Source organism: Pseudomonas sp. S3(2024), from assembly GCF_036861315.1.
Lineage (GTDB): Bacteria > Pseudomonadota > Gammaproteobacteria > Pseudomonadales > Pseudomonadaceae > Aquipseudomonas > Aquipseudomonas putida_A.
On the sequence record NZ_JAZAQQ010000008.1, the window covers coordinates 287,240 to 302,466 of the forward strand.

Consider the following 15,227-nt stretch of genomic DNA (forward strand, 5'->3'; position numbering starts at 1 on the left):
CGAGGTGATGGTATGCGCGGGATCTGGTTGTTAGCGGTGTTGTGGCTGACGGGGTGTCAGCATGTTGCTGCGCCACCACCAGTCAGTGGTGAGATACGCGATCTGCACAGCGGCCAGGTGTTGACGGCGCAGGAACTGCTGGCGCGTCTGGCCAAGCCGCAACAGCTGATCATTGGCGAGCAACATGACAACGCCGATCATCACGCTGTGCAGTTATGGCTGATGCAGGCGCTGGGTGAGCAGCGGCCCCAAGGCAGCCTGCTTTTGGAGATGCTCACGCCGGACCAACAGCCGAAGGTTGATCAGGTTCGTCATGCGGCAACGCCGCCCAGCGATCTTGCCGCCGCACTGGCCTGGCAGGATGGCTGGGACTGGAATCTTTATGGACCGATCGTTCGGTTCGCCCTCACGCAACCCTATCCGCTGTTGGCGGCCAATCTGGATGACGGCGAAATCCGCGCTGTCTATCGCCAGTCGCCCGCCCTGAGCGGTGTTCGCAGCAATGCGGCATTGGTGAAAGCCACGCTGCTCGAACAGATCAGCGACTCACATTGCGGCTTGCTGCCCAAATCACAGATGCCGGCGATGCTTGCTGTTCAACAACAGCGGGATCGGCGTATGGCCGAACGCTTGATGGCTGCGCCGACGCCAGCGTTACTGTTGGCGGGTGCCTGGCATGCGCGCAAGGATGCTGGCGTGCCGCTGCATGTTCTGGATTTGGGCGCAGCCCAAGCGCCAACGGTGCTGATGCTGGCCGAGCAGGGCGCCGAGGTGACTGCGGCGATGGCCGATTACGTCTGGTACACCCCGGCCACGCCCGCGCAGGATTACTGCGCACAGATGCGCAAACAATTTGGCCAATGACTTTTCCACAGGCAAAAAAAGACCCGGTAAAAACCGGGTCAAATAACCGTGATTAGCCTGATGAGGAGATAATCTGAGAGTCCGAACCAAGGGCTTTTCAGAATATCGACTGATCTCGCGACCAGTTGTGATAATCATAGCGATTCTCATTAGCGAGTCAACCACTGTTTTTCCATTTGCTTGATTTAGTCGTGCAAATGGCCGGAATGTCCCGGAAACAAGGGACTTAACGCGCAGCTTTCACCGCGCTCAGTTGCGTGATCTGCTGGTTGAGCTGGCCGATGCGGCGGGCCATGCTCTCAATCAGGCTGTGCGCGATCTTCGGATTGTTGCGGGTCATGCTCAGAAACTGCTCGCCTGGAATCAGCATCACCGTGCTTGGCTCGCGAGCGATGACAGTGGCATTGCGCGGTTCACCGGTGAACACCGCCATGGTGCCGAAAATCTCGTCCTTGGGCACTTCGCCGACCTTGTGCCCATCAACAAACGCTTCGGCATGCCCCTCGATGATCACGAAGACGTGATCAGCGGCATCGCCCTGCCGGATCAACACCTCACCGCTCGCGACCCGTTTGAAGCCATTGGTGCTGCGAAACTCCCGTGGTTTCAGTTCGGCCACCGCGTGTGCCAGCAGCGCCATCTGCCCCAGCAGATACTCAAGCCATTGCTCGGCCCGGCCCGGTTCGGCATACAAATGCTGGAACAGTTCGGTTCGCCGATAGGGCAACAAGCGCGATGGCCCTTCGCTGCGCAGTCGGCAATCGGCCCAGGCGTCACCTTGCTGCAGACCGATCAGATCGCCTTCCTGCCAGTAAAACAGCGCACGGCCACCGATGTAGCCGTTGATTACGCCTTCTGTCAGCAGAAACAGCTGATCGTGTGGGAGCTGCTCCATCAGGTTGTCAGAGATTTCTGGCTCAAAGGCTGGCCCGCACGGCGCAAGGCCTTCCAGCCAACGCGCGGGCAAGCTCTGCAAGCGATTGATCAGTGCATCGACCGGTGCCGATTGTTCCCCGAGCAGATACATGGCCGTCAGCGCCTGTTCAGTTCTTGTGACGCGAGGAGATGGCTTCGAGCTGCTTGTTCAAGGCGTCTTTGCGTTCGGCCGGGATGTCGTTCCAGTGCACATCCATCAGCGCCCCTTCGATCGCGTACAACAACACCTTTGATGCGCGAAACCCGCGGGTACGCACGGCCCGATAGGCGTCCACCGCCCCCAGGCGACGCAAGTCCGAGGCGCTGTGGATGCCCACGGCATGCAGCCATTGCGCCGACGTCTTGCCAAGATTCTTCAGGTGTTGCAGTTCATCATTCATCAAGCCTCCTTGCGACGGCCGAATGGTGCGTGGGCGATCTTCTCAGGAGTGTAGCCATCAGTAGGAAAAGCGTGGTTGTTTGGTCGGATTAGACGCAAACGCTTCTAAGAAAGGCGATGAGATCTGGCGAATGCAATAGTAAGGAGTGTGACGCATACAACTGTAGGAGTGAGCCTGCTCGCGATAGCGGCGTAACAGCCGACATCCATTTTGAATGTCAGTCGGCTATCGCGAGCAGGCTCACTCCTACAAGGGGAGGGTGTTGTGTCAGGGGCTGCCGATGGTGCTCAGCGTGTGCGATAACGCAACCGTGTACCAAAATTCATCGACATCAGGATCTCGTCCGCACTCAGTTCCGGCGGGAAGTACGCGCCGGAAATCTGCGCATNGTGCTCAGCGTGTGCGATAACGCAACCGTGTACCAAAATTCATCGACATCAGGATCTCGTCCGCACTCAGTTCCGGCGGGAAGTACGCGCCGGAAATCTGCGCATGGGCCAGGCTCGCGCCTTCGAGTGATGCATTACGGAAGTCGATGCCACGCAAATCGGCAGAACGGAAGTAGGCGTCCCGGAAATCCACGCCATCGGCGTTCAGTTCACGCAAGTCGAGACCACGAAAGTCGCCACCAACCATGTCGATCGGGCCGTCGTTCGGGCGTTCCTTGTTGAAGCCTGTGATGTCGTCTTTGTGCAGCAAGGCAAAAAGCGGGGTGTCGAGAAGTTTCGGCTGGCTCATGTCACATCACCTGTTGGTTTTATGACGCCATTATAGTGCCACTATTTGACGGCCGTGAAGCAAGCGAGGGCTTCACGGCCGAAATAGTTTCTTACAGGCCTGGCAGACGCTGACGGATCTGTGCGACTACGGTGTCGAGGGTCCCGCTTTCATTGGTCTGCACGCGTTTGCTGCGCAGAATCTCTTCTGGCGTCAGCGCCTCGCGGCTGGCCTGCTGGGCCTCGATCACGGCCAGCGTGGCGTCGGAAGGGTCCTTCTTGTCAGCCTGACGAATCGCCAGCCAGCTTTCGATCACCGCCTGAGGCGCGTTGCAGTCGAGGATCAGGAACGGCGTGCCGGTGGCTTCGGCCACCTGAGCGGCGTTGTCGCGTTGCTCGCGCTTGAGGTAGGTCGCATCGATCACCACCGGGAAACCGGCGTGCAGGATCACTCCGGCAATCTCATGCAGGCGGGCATAGGTGGCAACGCTGGCGTCGGCGCTGTAAATCCCCGCCTGCACGTCGTTGGCTACGGTCTGCTCGCCGAACAGGCGCTTGCGCTCGACATCGGAACGCAGGCGAATCGCGCCCAGCGCTTCGACCAGACGCATCGCCACGTGGCTCTTGCCGACAGCCGATACGCCGTGGGTGATGGCCATGAAGCGCGATGGGATGGTGCTGTAGCTTTCTGCCAGGTTGGCGTAGTTGCGGTACTGGCGCAGGGTGGTTGCGCGCTGCACCGGGGTGGCATCCGCCGGCATGCTGAACAGCGCGACTTTGGCGCGAACCAGTGCGCGGTAGGCTTTATAGAAGTTCAGCACTTCCAGGCCTTGATAGTCGCCGGTCAGCTCCAGGTACTGGCTGATGAAGCGGCGGGCGAGGGATTTCAGGCCACGGTCTTCCAGGTCCATCGCCAGGAAACCGGTGTCGGCCCAGACGTCAGTGAAGCGGAACGGTTCGTTGAACTCGATGCAGTCGAAGATCACCACTTTGCCATTGATGACAGTCGCGTTGCCCAGATGAATGTCACCGTGGCATTCGCGAGTGAAACCCTCGGCCTTGCGCTGGCTGAACAGTGCCTTGAGACGATCGAAGCTGCTCTCGGCCCAGGCCTTCAGGGCCTCGAGTTGCAGCAGATCATTTTTGTCGCTGAGGAACGGCAGGATCTGTTCGAAGTTCTGGCGCACCGGGGCCATCACGCTGTCCGGGGTCCCGGCCTCGTGTTCGGCCGGGACTTTTGGCGCACTGAGGTGGAATTTGGCGATCTGCTCGGCCATTTCATCAATGTGCTGGGTGGTCAGCTCACCGTTGGCTTGCAGGGTGCTGAGCAGGCCGGTCTGCGGGAATTGACGCATCTTCAGCACATATTCGATCACCGGGCCGTCGCCACCCAGTTGTGGCGCCTCGACGCTGCCGGTCACCGGCAACACGTCCAGATACAAATCATCGGTCAGACGTTGGTTCAGACGCAGTTCTTCAGCGCAGAAATGTGCGCGGGATTCGAGGCCGGTGAAGTCAAGGAAGCCGAAATTCACTGGCTTCTTCACTTTATAAGCAAACGGGCCGGTGAGGATCACCCACGAGATATGGGTTTCGATGACCTGGAACCCTTCGACGGGGTGCGGGTAGAGGGCCGGGTTTTGCAGGGCAGCGATCAGGGACTGGCTCACGGGCGATCCTTCAGAGACTGGGAAATTCGAGGTCGCCATTATGGCCGCTCGCCAGCCTGACGCAAACCTCGGAGCGCTCCTGTTGAGTATGAATAAAGTGCGTATAATCCGCCGCCATGACTCGAACTCGATCCCCCCGTACCAAGAAAAAACCAGTCTCCAAGGGCCTCAGCCCGTGGTTGAGCTGGGCCATTAAACTCAGCCTGGTCGGCCTTGTGGTGCTGGCCGGCTTCGCCGTTTACCTCGATGCCGTGGTGCAGGAGAAGTTCTCCGGCAAGCGCTGGACCATCCCGGCCAAGGTCTACGCGCGTCCGCTTGAGCTGTTCGTCGGACAAAAGCTCAGCAAGGAAGATTTCCTCACCGAGCTCGATGCCTTGGGCTATCGCCGCGAAGCCGTGAGCAATGGCCCCGGTGCTGCTGCCGTCAACGGCAATACCGTTGATCTGAACACTCGTGGCTTCCAGTTCTATGAAGGCCTGGAAAAAGCCCAGCCGGTGCGCGTGCGCTTCTCCGGCGACTATGTGGCCGAACTCTCGGGGCTCAATGGCGGAAAATTGTCCGTGGTGCGGCTTGAGCCGCTGATGATCGGCGGCATTTACCCGAAAAACCTTGAAGACCGCATCCTGATCAAGCTCGATCAGGTGCCACCGTACCTGCTGGAAACCCTGGTAGCGGTGGAAGACCGTGACTATTACAGCCACTGGGGCGTGTCGCCGAAATCGATTGCCCGGGCCATCTGGGTCAACACCTCTGGCGGCAAGATGACTCAGGGCGGCAGTACGCTGACCCAGCAACTGGTGAAGAACTTCTACCTGACCAACGAGCGCAGCCTGAGCCGCAAGCTCACCGAAGCGATGATGGCGATGCTGCTGGAGCTGCACTACGACAAGAAGGAAATTCTTGAGGCCTACCTCAACGAAGTCTTCGTCGGGCAGGACGGTCAGCGTGCGGTGCATGGCTTTGGTCTGGCCAGTCAGTTCTTCTTCGGTCAGCCACTGTCCGAGTTGAAACTGCATCAGGTAGCGTTGCTGGTCGGCATGGTCAAAGGTCCGTCCTACTACAACCCGCGCCGCAACCCCGAGCGTGCGCTGGAGCGGCGTAACCTGGTGCTCGACGTGCTTGAGCAGCAAGGCGTGGCGACTGCCGAACAGGTCGAAGCGGCGAAGAAAATGCCACTGGGTGTGACCACGCGCGGCAAGCTTGCCGACAGCTCGTTCCCGGGCTTTATCGATCTGGTCAAACGCCAGTTGCGCGAAGACTATCGCGACGAGGACTTGACCGAAGAAGGCTTGCGGATCTTCACCAGTTTCGACCCGATTCTGCAGATGAAGGCCGAAGCGTCGGTGAATGACACCTTTAAACGCCTGGCTGGACGCAAGGGCTCCGATGACGTGGAAGCGGCGATGGTCGTGACCAACCCGGAAACCGGCGAAGTGCAGGCGATGATCGGTAGTCGTCAGGCCAGTTATGCCGGTTTCAACCGGGCGCTGGACGCCGTGCGGCCGATCGGTTCCCTGGTCAAGCCAGCGGTGTATCTGACCGCACTGGAAAAACCGAGCCGTTACACGCTGACCAGTTGGCTGTCGGATGATCCGCTGTCGATCAAAGGCGCGGACGGCCAGGTGTGGAAGCCACAGAACTACGACCGTCGCTCCCACGGCACAGTCTTCCTCTATCAAGGGCTGGCGCATTCGTACAACCTGTCGACCTCGCGCCTGGGTCTGGAAGTCGGTGTGCCGAATGTGCTCAAGACCCTTGCGCGTCTGGGCGTGACCCGGGAATTCCCGGCGTTCCCGTCGATGCTGCTCGGGGCTGGCGGCATGACCCCGATCGAAGTGGCGACCATGTATCAGACCCTCGCCAACGGTGGTTTCAATACGCCGATGCGCGGGATTCGCAGTGTGCTGACCGCCGATGGCGAGCCGCTCAAGCGTTATCCGTTCCAGATCGAGCAGCGTTTCGATCCGGCGTCCATCTACCTGATCCAGAACGCCATGCAGCGTGTGATGCGTGAAGGTACCGGCAGCTCGGTTTACAACGTGCTGCCCAAGACCCTGACGCTGGCCGGCAAGACCGGTACCAGTAACGATTCGCGTGACAGCTGGTTCGCCGGTTTCAGTCAGGATCTGCTGGCGGTGGTCTGGCTGGGTCGCGACGACAACGGCAAGACCCCGTTCACCGGGGCGACCGGTGCATTGCAGGTCTGGACCAGTTTCATGCGCAAGGCCGATCCGCTGCCGCTGGACATGCCACAGCCGGACAACATCGTGCAGGCGTGGGTCGATTCGCGTACCGGGCAAGGCTCCGATGCCAACTGTCCGGGGGCGGTGCAGATGCCGTATATTCGCGGCAGCGAACCGCCACCCGGCGCCGCGTGTGCAAGCGAAACGCCTGCCTCGCCGGAGTCGGTGATGGATTGGGTCAAGGGCTGGATGAATTAAGCAAAGAGGGTTTCAAGTGAACAAGTGGTTGATTCCGGCGGTGACTGCCGTGGCTTTGCTCAGCGGCTGCTCTACCGTACAGCGTGGTTCGATCCCGGTGGTGGACGCCGGCACGGCCGTATCCAACAGCGAACGGCTGTCGGCCAACGGCGGTTTCCGCAAGACGACAGTCACACGCCCAGTCCAGGGCCAGGCGCAATCCCAGGCCATCCCGCAAGGCGATACCGGCGTGGTGGTGATGGTGCCGGGTGGTGGCGCCACAACATCGGCGCCGATCAGCTCCTCGCCGATCGTGCCGGGCCCGGCCTCCGGCGGAATCACCGCAGGGCCGTACAACCCGTCGCCGGTCGAGTCGGCACCGATCAACTCCGGCAGCTACAGCATGCCTTCGACGCCAAGCGGGATTCCTTCGGCCAGCAGTGGCGGTGGTCTGTCGGCGGACGAACAGCTCGATGGCCCGGTTCTCGCCTTGCTGACCACTGCGCAACAGCAGCAGGCCGGTGGCGACCTCAACGGTGCGTCTTCCAGTCTGGAGCGCGCTCAACGCGTTGCCCCGCGTGAGCCGCAAGTGCTCTATCGTCTGGCGCAAGTACGCATGGCTCAAGGTGATGCGCCACAGGCCGAGCAGTTCGCCCGTCGTGCACTGACCATGGCCAACGGTCGTCCGGACTTGCAGGCCAACCTATGGGAGATCATCGCGCAGTCCCGTGAGAAACAAGGCGATTCCGCCGGCGCAGCGCTGGCTCGTCAGAAGGCCAAGGTTTCGCTGTGATGGATTCCCGGTTCCCGAAAATCGCTGATCAGTTGCTGTTGATCGAGCGCGAACTGCGCACGCAGGGTTGGTGGGATGACGTTCAGCCATCGGCCGAAGCCCTGAGCAGTGTCGAACCGTTTTCGGTCGACACGCTGGATTTCGAGCAATGGCTACAATGGATCTTCCTGCCGCGGATGAAGATGATCCTTGAGCAGGACTTGCCGTTGCCCAATGCTTCGGGCATTCAGGAAATGGCTGAAATGGTCTTCGCCCAGCGTAATCTGCAGGGCAAGGATCGACAGCTGCAGGTGCTGCTCAAAGAGTTTGACCTGCTGATCACCGCCTCGCGCTAAGCCTCTGTAGGAGCTGCCGCAGGCTGCGATCTTTTGATCTTGCTTTTGAAAACAGCATCAAAAGATCGCAACCTGCGGCAGCTCCTACAGGGAAACGCGTATTTCCATGCAGGAGCTGCCGCAGGCTGCGATCTTTTGATCTTGCTTTTGAAAACAGCATCAAAAGATCGCAACCTGCGGCAGCTCCTACAGGTGCTTATTCGCAGTTCTGCGCAATCTGCTTCTGCGCTTCGACAATGCGCTCCTGCCGCTGCGCATCATCCAGCCGTCTTAATTGTCCTTCCACTTCCTCCCTCAACCGCGGATTGTTCTGCAATTGCGCCAGGTTCGTCCGTGCCTGTTCGCAAAATGCCTTGAGCTGCGCCTGCTGCTCCGCCACCTGTTTCTTCACCTTGTCGTCGATGGCTTTCTGATCGCCCAGCGCACCACTGCCAGGCATGGCGGCAGGTTTCGTTGGGGGCGAGGAGGGCGTCTGCACAGTCGTCGCCGGCAGCCCTTGCGGTGGCTGCGCATCGAAGTGCGTGACGCCCTGGGCATCTACCCATTTGTAGATTTGAGCGGCCGAGCACCAGGGGCTGAGGCCGATCAGCAGAGTTAACAGAAGCGTTCGCATGCTGATTCCTTGGCAAAATTGCGCAATTGACGCTAACAGAGTAGCTGTTTTCAGGTTTTTTCTTGCGTTCTCATGTGCTTACCCACAATTAAGCACATTGACGGCTTGACTTGGAGAGGGCGAAACAGAAGAATCCAAAGTCCGCTGTAGAGGGACTGCCAGAAGCAGACCCACTCGGTAGATCATGAGGCGCATATCCGCGTCGACCTGTTACACCCGCAACGCGTTACCTCGCGCTGGGTGGGAAAGGCCCGCAACACTTGGGACGATCCCAATACTTGCTCAGTCAGTGCTGACGTAGTCGGCGACCACCGTCGCTCATGCTCTGCCGAGAAGTAAACCTATTAAGACCCGCCCCTTTTGTGTGGACGGTATTCTGGCGTTTTAGAGGTGAACAACGTGGAGCTTTTATCTGGCGGTGAGATGCTCGTCCGCTTCTTGCGTGACGAAGGCGTCAAATATATCTACGGGTACCCGGGTGGTGCTCTTCTTCATGTTTACGATGCCCTGTTCAAAGAACCGGAAGTGACCCACATCCTGGTTCGTCACGAACAAGCGGCTACCCATATGGCTGACGGCTATGCCCGTGCCACCGGTAAAGCCGGCGTGGTATTGGTGACATCAGGTCCTGGCGCCACAAACGCCATCACCGGTATCGCCACCGCCTATATGGATTCGATTCCAATGGTGATCATTTCCGGTCAGGTGCCAAGCACCATGGTCGGCACCGACGCGTTCCAGGAAACCGACATGATCGGTATCTCCCGGCCGATCGTGAAGCACAGTTTCATGATCAAGCACGCCTCGGAAATCCCGGAAGTCATGAAGAAGGCCTTCTACCTGGCGCAATCCGGTCGTCCGGGCCCGGTCGTGGTCGATATCCCGAAAGACATGACCAACCCGGCCGAGAAGTTCGAATACGTCTTCCCGAAAAAAGCCAAGCTGCGTTCCTACAGCCCGGCCGTTCGCGGCCACTCCGGGCAGATCCGCAAAGCGGCAGAAATGCTCCTGGCGGCCAAACGCCCAGTGCTTTATTCCGGTGGCGGCGTGATCCTCGGCAACGGTTCCGCACCGCTGACCGAACTGGCGAAAATGCTCAACCTGCCAGTGACCAACACCTTGATGGGCCTGGGTGGTTTCCCAGGCACCGACCGGCAGTTCATCGGCATGCTCGGTATGCACGGCAGCTACACCGCCAACCTGGCGATGCACCATGCCGACGTGATCCTGGCTGTCGGCGCGCGTTTCGATGACCGTGTGATCAACGGCGCGGCGAAGTTCTGCCCGAACGCCAAGATCATCCACATCGACATCGACCCGGCTTCGATCTCCAAGACCATCAAGGCCGACGTGCCAATCGTTGGCCCGGTGGAGAGCGTCCTGACCGAAATGGTCGCGATCCTCAAGGAAATCGGCGAGACCCCGAACAAGGAGTCCGTCGCCAGTTGGTGGAAGCAAGTCGATGAGTGGCGCGGTGATCGCGGCCTGTTCCCTTATGAAAAGGGCGACGGCAGCCTGATCAAGCCGCAGACCGTGATCGAGACCCTGTGCGAAGTGACCAAGGGCGATGCCTTCATCACTTCCGACGTGGGCCAGCACCAGATGTTCGCTGCGCAGTACTACAAGTTCAACAAGCCTAACCGCTGGATCAACTCCGGTGGTCTGGGCACCATGGGCTTCGGTTTCCCGGCGGCCATGGGCATCAAGTTGAGCTTCCCGGATGACGACGTTGCCTGCGTCACCGGTGAAGGCAGCATCCAGATGAACATCCAGGAGCTGTCGACCTGCCTGCAATATGGCTTGCCGGTGAAAATCGTCATCCTGAACAACGGCGTTCTGGGGATGGTTCGTCAGTGGCAGGACATGAGCTATGGCAGCCGCCACTCGCACTCTTATATGGAGTCGCTGCCTGACTTCGTCAAACTGGCTGAAGCCTACGGTCACGTCGGCGTGCGCATCACCGATTCGAAAGACTTGAAGTCGAAGATGGAAGAGGCGTTCGCCATGAAAGATCGTCTGGTGGTGATCGATATTTCGGTCGATACCAGCGAGCACGTCTATCCGATGCAGATCAAAGACGGCTCCATGCGCGATATGTGGCTGAGCAAGACGGAGCGTACTTAATCATGCGGCACATTATTTCCCTGCTTCTGGAAAACGAACCCGGCGCTTTGTCTCGCGTAGTCGGCCTGTTCTCGCAGCGCAACTACAACATTGAAAGCCTGACGGTGGCGCCAACCGAAGACCCGACGCTGTCGCGTCTGACGCTGACCACTGTTGGCCACGATGAAATCATCGAGCAGATCACCAAAAACCTGAACAAGCTGATCGAAGTGGTCAAGCTGGTGGACCTGTCGGAAAGCGCTCACATCGAGCGCGAGCTGATGCTGGTCAAGGTCAAGGCCACTGGCGCCCAGCGCGCCGAGATCAAACGCACCACCGATATTTACCGTGGACAGATCGTCGACGTCAGCGCCAGCGTGTATACCGTTCAACTGACCGGTACCAGCGACAAGCTCGACAGCTTCATTCAGTCCATCGGCACCGCATCGATTCTGGAAACCGTCCGTAGCGGCGTGACCGGCATTGCCCGCGGCGACAAAGTACTCAGCATCTAAACCAAATTAGCGAATGGCCTGAACGGCCTGGATATATAGGGGAAATTCATGAAAGTTTTCTACGATAAAGACTGCGACCTGTCGATCATCCAGGGCAAGAAAGTTGCCATCATCGGTTACGGTTCCCAGGGCCACGCCCAGGCGTGCAACCTGAAAGATTCCGGTGTCGACGTAACCGTCGGTCTGCGTAAGGGTTCGGCTACCGTTGCCAAAGCCGAAGCTCACGGCCTGAAAGTGACCGACGTGGCCGCCGCTGTTGCCGGTGCCGACCTGGTCATGATCCTGACCCCGGACGAATTCCAGTCCCAGCTGTACAAGAACGAAATCGAGCCGAACATCAAGAAAGGTGCCACCCTGGCCTTCTCCCACGGCTTCGCGATCCACTACAACCAGGTTGTTCCGCGTGCCGACCTCGACGTGATCATGATCGCGCCGAAAGCCCCGGGTCACACCGTGCGTTCCGAGTTCGTGAAGGGCGGCGGTATCCCTGACCTGATTGCGATCTACCAGGACGCTTCGGGCAACGCCAAAAACGTTGCACTGTCCTACGCAGCTGGCGTGGGTGGCGGTCGTACCGGCATCATCGAAACTACCTTCAAGGACGAGACCGAAACCGACCTGTTCGGCGAACAAGCCGTACTGTGCGGCGGTACCGTTGAGCTGGTGAAAGCCGGTTTCGAAACTCTGGTTGAAGCTGGCTATGCGCCGGAAATGGCCTACTTCGAGTGCCTGCACGAACTGAAGCTGATCGTAGACCTCATGTACGAAGGCGGTATCGCCAACATGAACTACTCGATCTCCAACAACGCTGAATACGGCGAGTACGTGACCGGTCCGGAAGTGATCAACGCCGAATCCCGTCAGGCCATGCGCAATGCCCTGAAACGTATTCAGGACGGCGAATACGCCAAAATGTTCATCAGCGAAGGCGCTACCGGCTACCCTTCGATGACCGCCAAGCGTCGTAACAACGCCGCTCACGGTATCGAAATCATCGGCGAGCAACTGCGCTCCATGATGCCGTGGATCGGTGCCAACAAGATCGTCGACAAAGCAAAAAACTAAGTCGTCATTCTTGTACGAAAAAACGCGGCCTCGGCCGCGTTTTTTCGTTTGAAACCGATGGTTCTGGTATAAAGCTGCATCGTTTGTGGCCGAACCGTCGTCACAGGCACCTGTCGAAACTTTCCAAACCGTTGCAAGGTAATGTCCATGAGCGAACGTCCCGAAGAGCCGAACCAGGCTTCTGACGCCGAAAGCCTGCTGCCCATCGATGAACATGTCGAGGAAGGGCACGACGCAGAAGGTCGTAAAGTCCGGCATCGTGGTATCTATCTGCTGCCGAATCTGTTCACCACTGCGAACCTGTTCGCAGGGTTTTATTCCATCATCAACTCGATGAGTGCCCAGGCTGCCTTGAGCGCCGGGGACTCTGCGAATGCGAGCAAGTATTTCGCCTTTGCCGCGATCGCAATCTTTGTAGCCATGGTGCTCGACGGTCTCGATGGTCGCGTAGCGCGCATGACCAATACGCAAAGTGCCTTCGGCGCCGAATATGACTCGCTGTCCGACATGGTCGCTTTTGGTGTCGCACCGGCGCTATTGGCCTTTGGCTGGGCATTGGGTGACATGGGCAAGGTCGGCTGGATGGTTGCCTTCATCTATGTCGCCGGCGCGGCATTGCGTCTGGCGCGTTTCAATACCCAGGTCGGAACTGCGGACAAGCGCTATTTCATTGGTCTGGCCAGCCCGGCAGCTGCCGGCGTGGTCGCGGGAATCGTCTGGGCGTTCAGCGATTACGGCATTCAGGGTTCGAAGATGTCGTTCCTGGTCGCCTTGATGGTGGCGGCTGCCGGCATGCTGATGGTCAGCAACATCAAGTACAACAGCTTCAAGGAGCTGGACTTGAAGGGGCGCGTGCCGTTCGTGGCGATCCTCGCCGTGGTGCTGGTGTTCGCCGTGGTGTTCAGCGATCCACCGCGAATTCTACTGCTGGTGTTCCTCGGTTACGCCGCTTCCGGCCCTGTGCAATACCTGTTGCGTCTTCGTCGTCACAAAAACGCCGAATGATGTAATTTCCCGCATACTCCGCAGTCTATGGGTGCATCTGTCCTCCAAAGCTGCGGAGTTGCCATGCTGATCAAAATCCCCAAAGCGTCCGACTGCCATGAGTCGGATGTCACGCCTGAATCCATTTATCTTTCTCGTCGCCAATTGCTCGGAGCTACCGCTGCCGGTATCGCCGTGAGCAGCCTGCCGCGTTGGGCCAGTGCCGGGGATGCGGCGCGTTATGCCGATGTCGAGCCGGGCAAGGCGCCTGCCTGGTTTGCTGAGAAGCTCCCTTCTACCAAGTGGGGCGCCGTCAACGTCAAGGATGAGGCGATCACGCCTTATAAAGACGCGACCCATTACAACAACTTCTATGAGTTCGGCACCGACAAGGGTGATCCGGCGGCCAATGCCGGTTCGCTGAAAACCGAGCCGTGGAGCGTGGTCGTGGACGGGGAGGTGGGTAAGCCAGGGCGTTACGAGCTGGAAGACTTCATGAAGCCGTACCAGTTGGAGGAGCGTATCTATCGCCTTCGCTGTGTTGAGGCGTGGTCGATGGTCATCCCGTGGATTGGCTTTCCGATTTCTGCGCTGCTCAAACAGGTCGAACCCACCTCCAACGCCAAGTACATTCGCTTTGAGACTCTGCAGGATCCCAAAAGCATGCCGGGTCAGCGCTCAGGTTTCGCCCTGATCGACTGGCCATATGTAGAAGGCTTGCGCCTGGACGAGGCGATGAGTCCGCTGGCGATTCTGGCGGTTGGCATGTATGGCCGTGAGTTGCCGAATCAGAACGGTGCGCCGCTGCGCCTGGTAGTGCCGTGGAAGTACGGCTTCAAGAGTTTGAAGTCCATTGTGCGGATCAGTCTGGTCAGCGAGCAACCGAAAACTACCTGGCAGAGCATCGCGGCAGATGAGTACGGGTTTTATGCCAACGTGAATCCGACGGTTGATCACCCGCGCTGGACTCAGGCACGGGAGCGGCGTCTGCCGAACAGTCTGTTCAAGCCGAATGTGCGTGATACACAGATGTTCAACGGCTATGCGGATGAAGTCGCTTCTTTATATACAGGGCTCGATCTGCGGAAGAACTACTGATGCGATATCCGTTCTGGCGTGTAGGCGTGTTCATTGCGGCGGCGATCTGGCCATTGCTTTGGTTTTATCAGGCGTTCGCCGATTTGCTCGGGCCGGATCCTGGCAAAGTCCTGGTTGATCGATTGGGGCTGGGGACGCTGGTATTGCTGCTGATCACTTTGAGCATGACGCCGTTGCAGAAATTGACGGGGTGGGCGGGCTGGATTGCTGTGCGCCGTCAGTTGGGACTTTGGTGTTTTGCCTATGTGGTTCTGCATTTTTTCAGCTATATGGCGTTTATCCTCGGCTTCGACTGGTCGCAGTTGGGCGTGGAGTTGCGTAAGCGGCCGTACATCATTGTGGGGACGCTGGCTTTTCTTGGTCTGTTGACGTTGGCTGTTACGTCCAATCGCTACAGTCAGCGCCGCCTGGGTGTGCGCTGGAAGAAACTGCATCGGTTGGTCTACGTGATTCTGGGGCTGGGATTGCTTCATATGTTGTGGATCGTGCGTGCTGATCTCAAGGAGTGGGCGATCTATGCCTTTATAGGTGCAATGCTTTTACTGCTGCGTGTGCCTGCCATAGCGCGTCGAATCCCGCGTTTGCTGACTAAAAAGCAGGTTTTGCAATAAAACTGAAATTAACGGTTGACTGCAGATTCAGGAAGTCTATAATTCGCCCCACTTCCGGCGCAGTCGAAACGGAAAACTCCTTGAGATTCAATGAGTTACGCAGTTTTCGGCAGCGGCTTGCTTC

General features: G+C 58.6%; 15 protein-coding genes. 10 read left to right on the plus strand and 5 right to left on the minus strand.

Annotated features, from left to right (window positions below):
* The first annotated feature begins 12 nt into the window (after window positions 1-12).
* A complete protein-coding gene (locus tag VLA07_RS21205; RefSeq protein WP_333991176.1) occupies window positions 13-864 on the plus strand; it encodes a ChaN family lipoprotein in 852 nt (283 codons plus the stop codon).
* A 226-nt stretch (window positions 865-1,090) separates the two neighbouring features.
* Here the strand turns inward: VLA07_RS21205 and VLA07_RS21210 are convergent, their stop codons facing one another.
* The 4 genes from VLA07_RS21210 to VLA07_RS21225 all read right to left on the minus strand — a co-directional run bounded on the left by VLA07_RS21210 (window position 1,091) and on the right by VLA07_RS21225 (window position 4,566).
* Window positions 1,091-1,891: a Crp/Fnr family transcriptional regulator gene (locus VLA07_RS21210; protein ID WP_333991177.1), complete on the minus strand. Its 801-nt coding sequence runs from the start codon at window positions 1,889-1,891 to the stop codon at window positions 1,091-1,093.
* 16 nt (window positions 1,892-1,907) lie between these two features.
* Window positions 1,908-2,180 carry a TfoX/Sxy family protein gene (locus VLA07_RS21215; RefSeq protein ID WP_003228231.1) on the minus strand — a complete coding sequence of 91 codons (273 nt, stop codon included), beginning with the start codon at window positions 2,178-2,180 and terminating at the stop codon, window positions 1,908-1,910.
* Window positions 2,181-2,573: 393 nt separating this feature from the next.
* Window positions 2,574-2,918, minus strand: a complete 345-nt coding sequence (locus tag VLA07_RS21220) for a pentapeptide repeat-containing protein (RefSeq protein WP_139054376.1) — start codon at window positions 2,916-2,918, stop codon at window positions 2,574-2,576.
* Between the two features lie 91 nt (window positions 2,919-3,009).
* Complete coding sequence (locus VLA07_RS21225; protein WP_333991181.1) at window positions 3,010-4,566, minus strand: bifunctional aminoglycoside phosphotransferase/ATP-binding protein; 1,557 nt, start codon at window positions 4,564-4,566, stop codon at window positions 3,010-3,012.
* 116 nt (window positions 4,567-4,682) lie between these two features.
* On the opposite strand from VLA07_RS21225, the gene mrcB reads away from it, so the two are divergent.
* From mrcB to VLA07_RS21240, 3 genes are read left to right on the plus strand one after another with little or no spacing between them, the layout of a single operon-like run.
* A complete protein-coding gene (gene mrcB, locus VLA07_RS21230; protein ID WP_096797539.1) occupies window positions 4,683-7,007 on the plus strand; it encodes a penicillin-binding protein 1B in 2,325 nt (774 codons plus the stop codon).
* A gap of 16 nt (window positions 7,008-7,023) precedes the next feature.
* A complete protein-coding gene (locus VLA07_RS21235; RefSeq protein ID WP_096797538.1) occupies window positions 7,024-7,779 on the plus strand; it encodes a hypothetical protein in 756 nt (251 codons plus the stop codon).
* Window positions 7,779-8,114: a YqcC family protein gene (locus VLA07_RS21240; protein WP_103367323.1), complete on the plus strand. Its 336-nt coding sequence runs from the start codon at window positions 7,779-7,781 to the stop codon at window positions 8,112-8,114. The genes VLA07_RS21235 and VLA07_RS21240 overlap by 1 nt, the downstream gene beginning before the upstream one ends.
* A gap of 196 nt (window positions 8,115-8,310) precedes the next feature.
* Here VLA07_RS21240 and VLA07_RS21245 read toward each other — a convergent pair whose 3' ends face one another.
* Entirely contained in the window at window positions 8,311-8,727 is a 417-nt protein-coding gene (locus VLA07_RS21245) for a DUF4124 domain-containing protein (protein WP_027614082.1), read from the minus strand.
* Window positions 8,728-9,126: 399 nt separating this feature from the next.
* Between VLA07_RS21245 and VLA07_RS21250 the strand changes: the two genes are divergently transcribed.
* The 6 genes from VLA07_RS21250 to msrQ all read left to right on the plus strand — a co-directional run bounded on the left by VLA07_RS21250 (window position 9,127) and on the right by msrQ (window position 15,103).
* Complete coding sequence (locus VLA07_RS21250; RefSeq protein WP_041065497.1) at window positions 9,127-10,851, plus strand: acetolactate synthase 3 large subunit; 1,725 nt, start codon at window positions 9,127-9,129, stop codon at window positions 10,849-10,851.
* 2 nt (window positions 10,852-10,853) lie between these two features.
* Window positions 10,854-11,345, plus strand: a complete 492-nt coding sequence (gene ilvN, locus VLA07_RS21255; protein WP_003205610.1) for an acetolactate synthase small subunit — start codon at window positions 10,854-10,856, stop codon at window positions 11,343-11,345.
* 48 nt (window positions 11,346-11,393) lie between these two features.
* Window positions 11,394-12,410 carry a ketol-acid reductoisomerase gene (gene ilvC / locus VLA07_RS21260; protein ID WP_007959661.1) on the plus strand — a complete coding sequence of 339 codons (1,017 nt, stop codon included), beginning with the start codon at window positions 11,394-11,396 and terminating at the stop codon, window positions 12,408-12,410.
* Between the two features lie 147 nt (window positions 12,411-12,557).
* Window positions 12,558-13,415, plus strand: a complete 858-nt coding sequence (gene pssA / locus VLA07_RS21265; protein WP_027614080.1) for a CDP-diacylglycerol--serine O-phosphatidyltransferase — start codon at window positions 12,558-12,560, stop codon at window positions 13,413-13,415.
* A gap of 63 nt (window positions 13,416-13,478) precedes the next feature.
* Window positions 13,479-14,492, plus strand: a complete 1,014-nt coding sequence (gene msrP / locus VLA07_RS21270; RefSeq protein WP_333991194.1) for a protein-methionine-sulfoxide reductase catalytic subunit MsrP — start codon at window positions 13,479-13,481, stop codon at window positions 14,490-14,492.
* Window positions 14,492-15,103, plus strand: a complete 612-nt coding sequence (gene msrQ, locus VLA07_RS21275; RefSeq protein WP_333991195.1) for a protein-methionine-sulfoxide reductase heme-binding subunit MsrQ — start codon at window positions 14,492-14,494, stop codon at window positions 15,101-15,103. The genes msrP and msrQ overlap by 1 nt, the downstream gene beginning before the upstream one ends.
* Window positions 15,104-15,227: the final 124 nt, after the last annotated feature.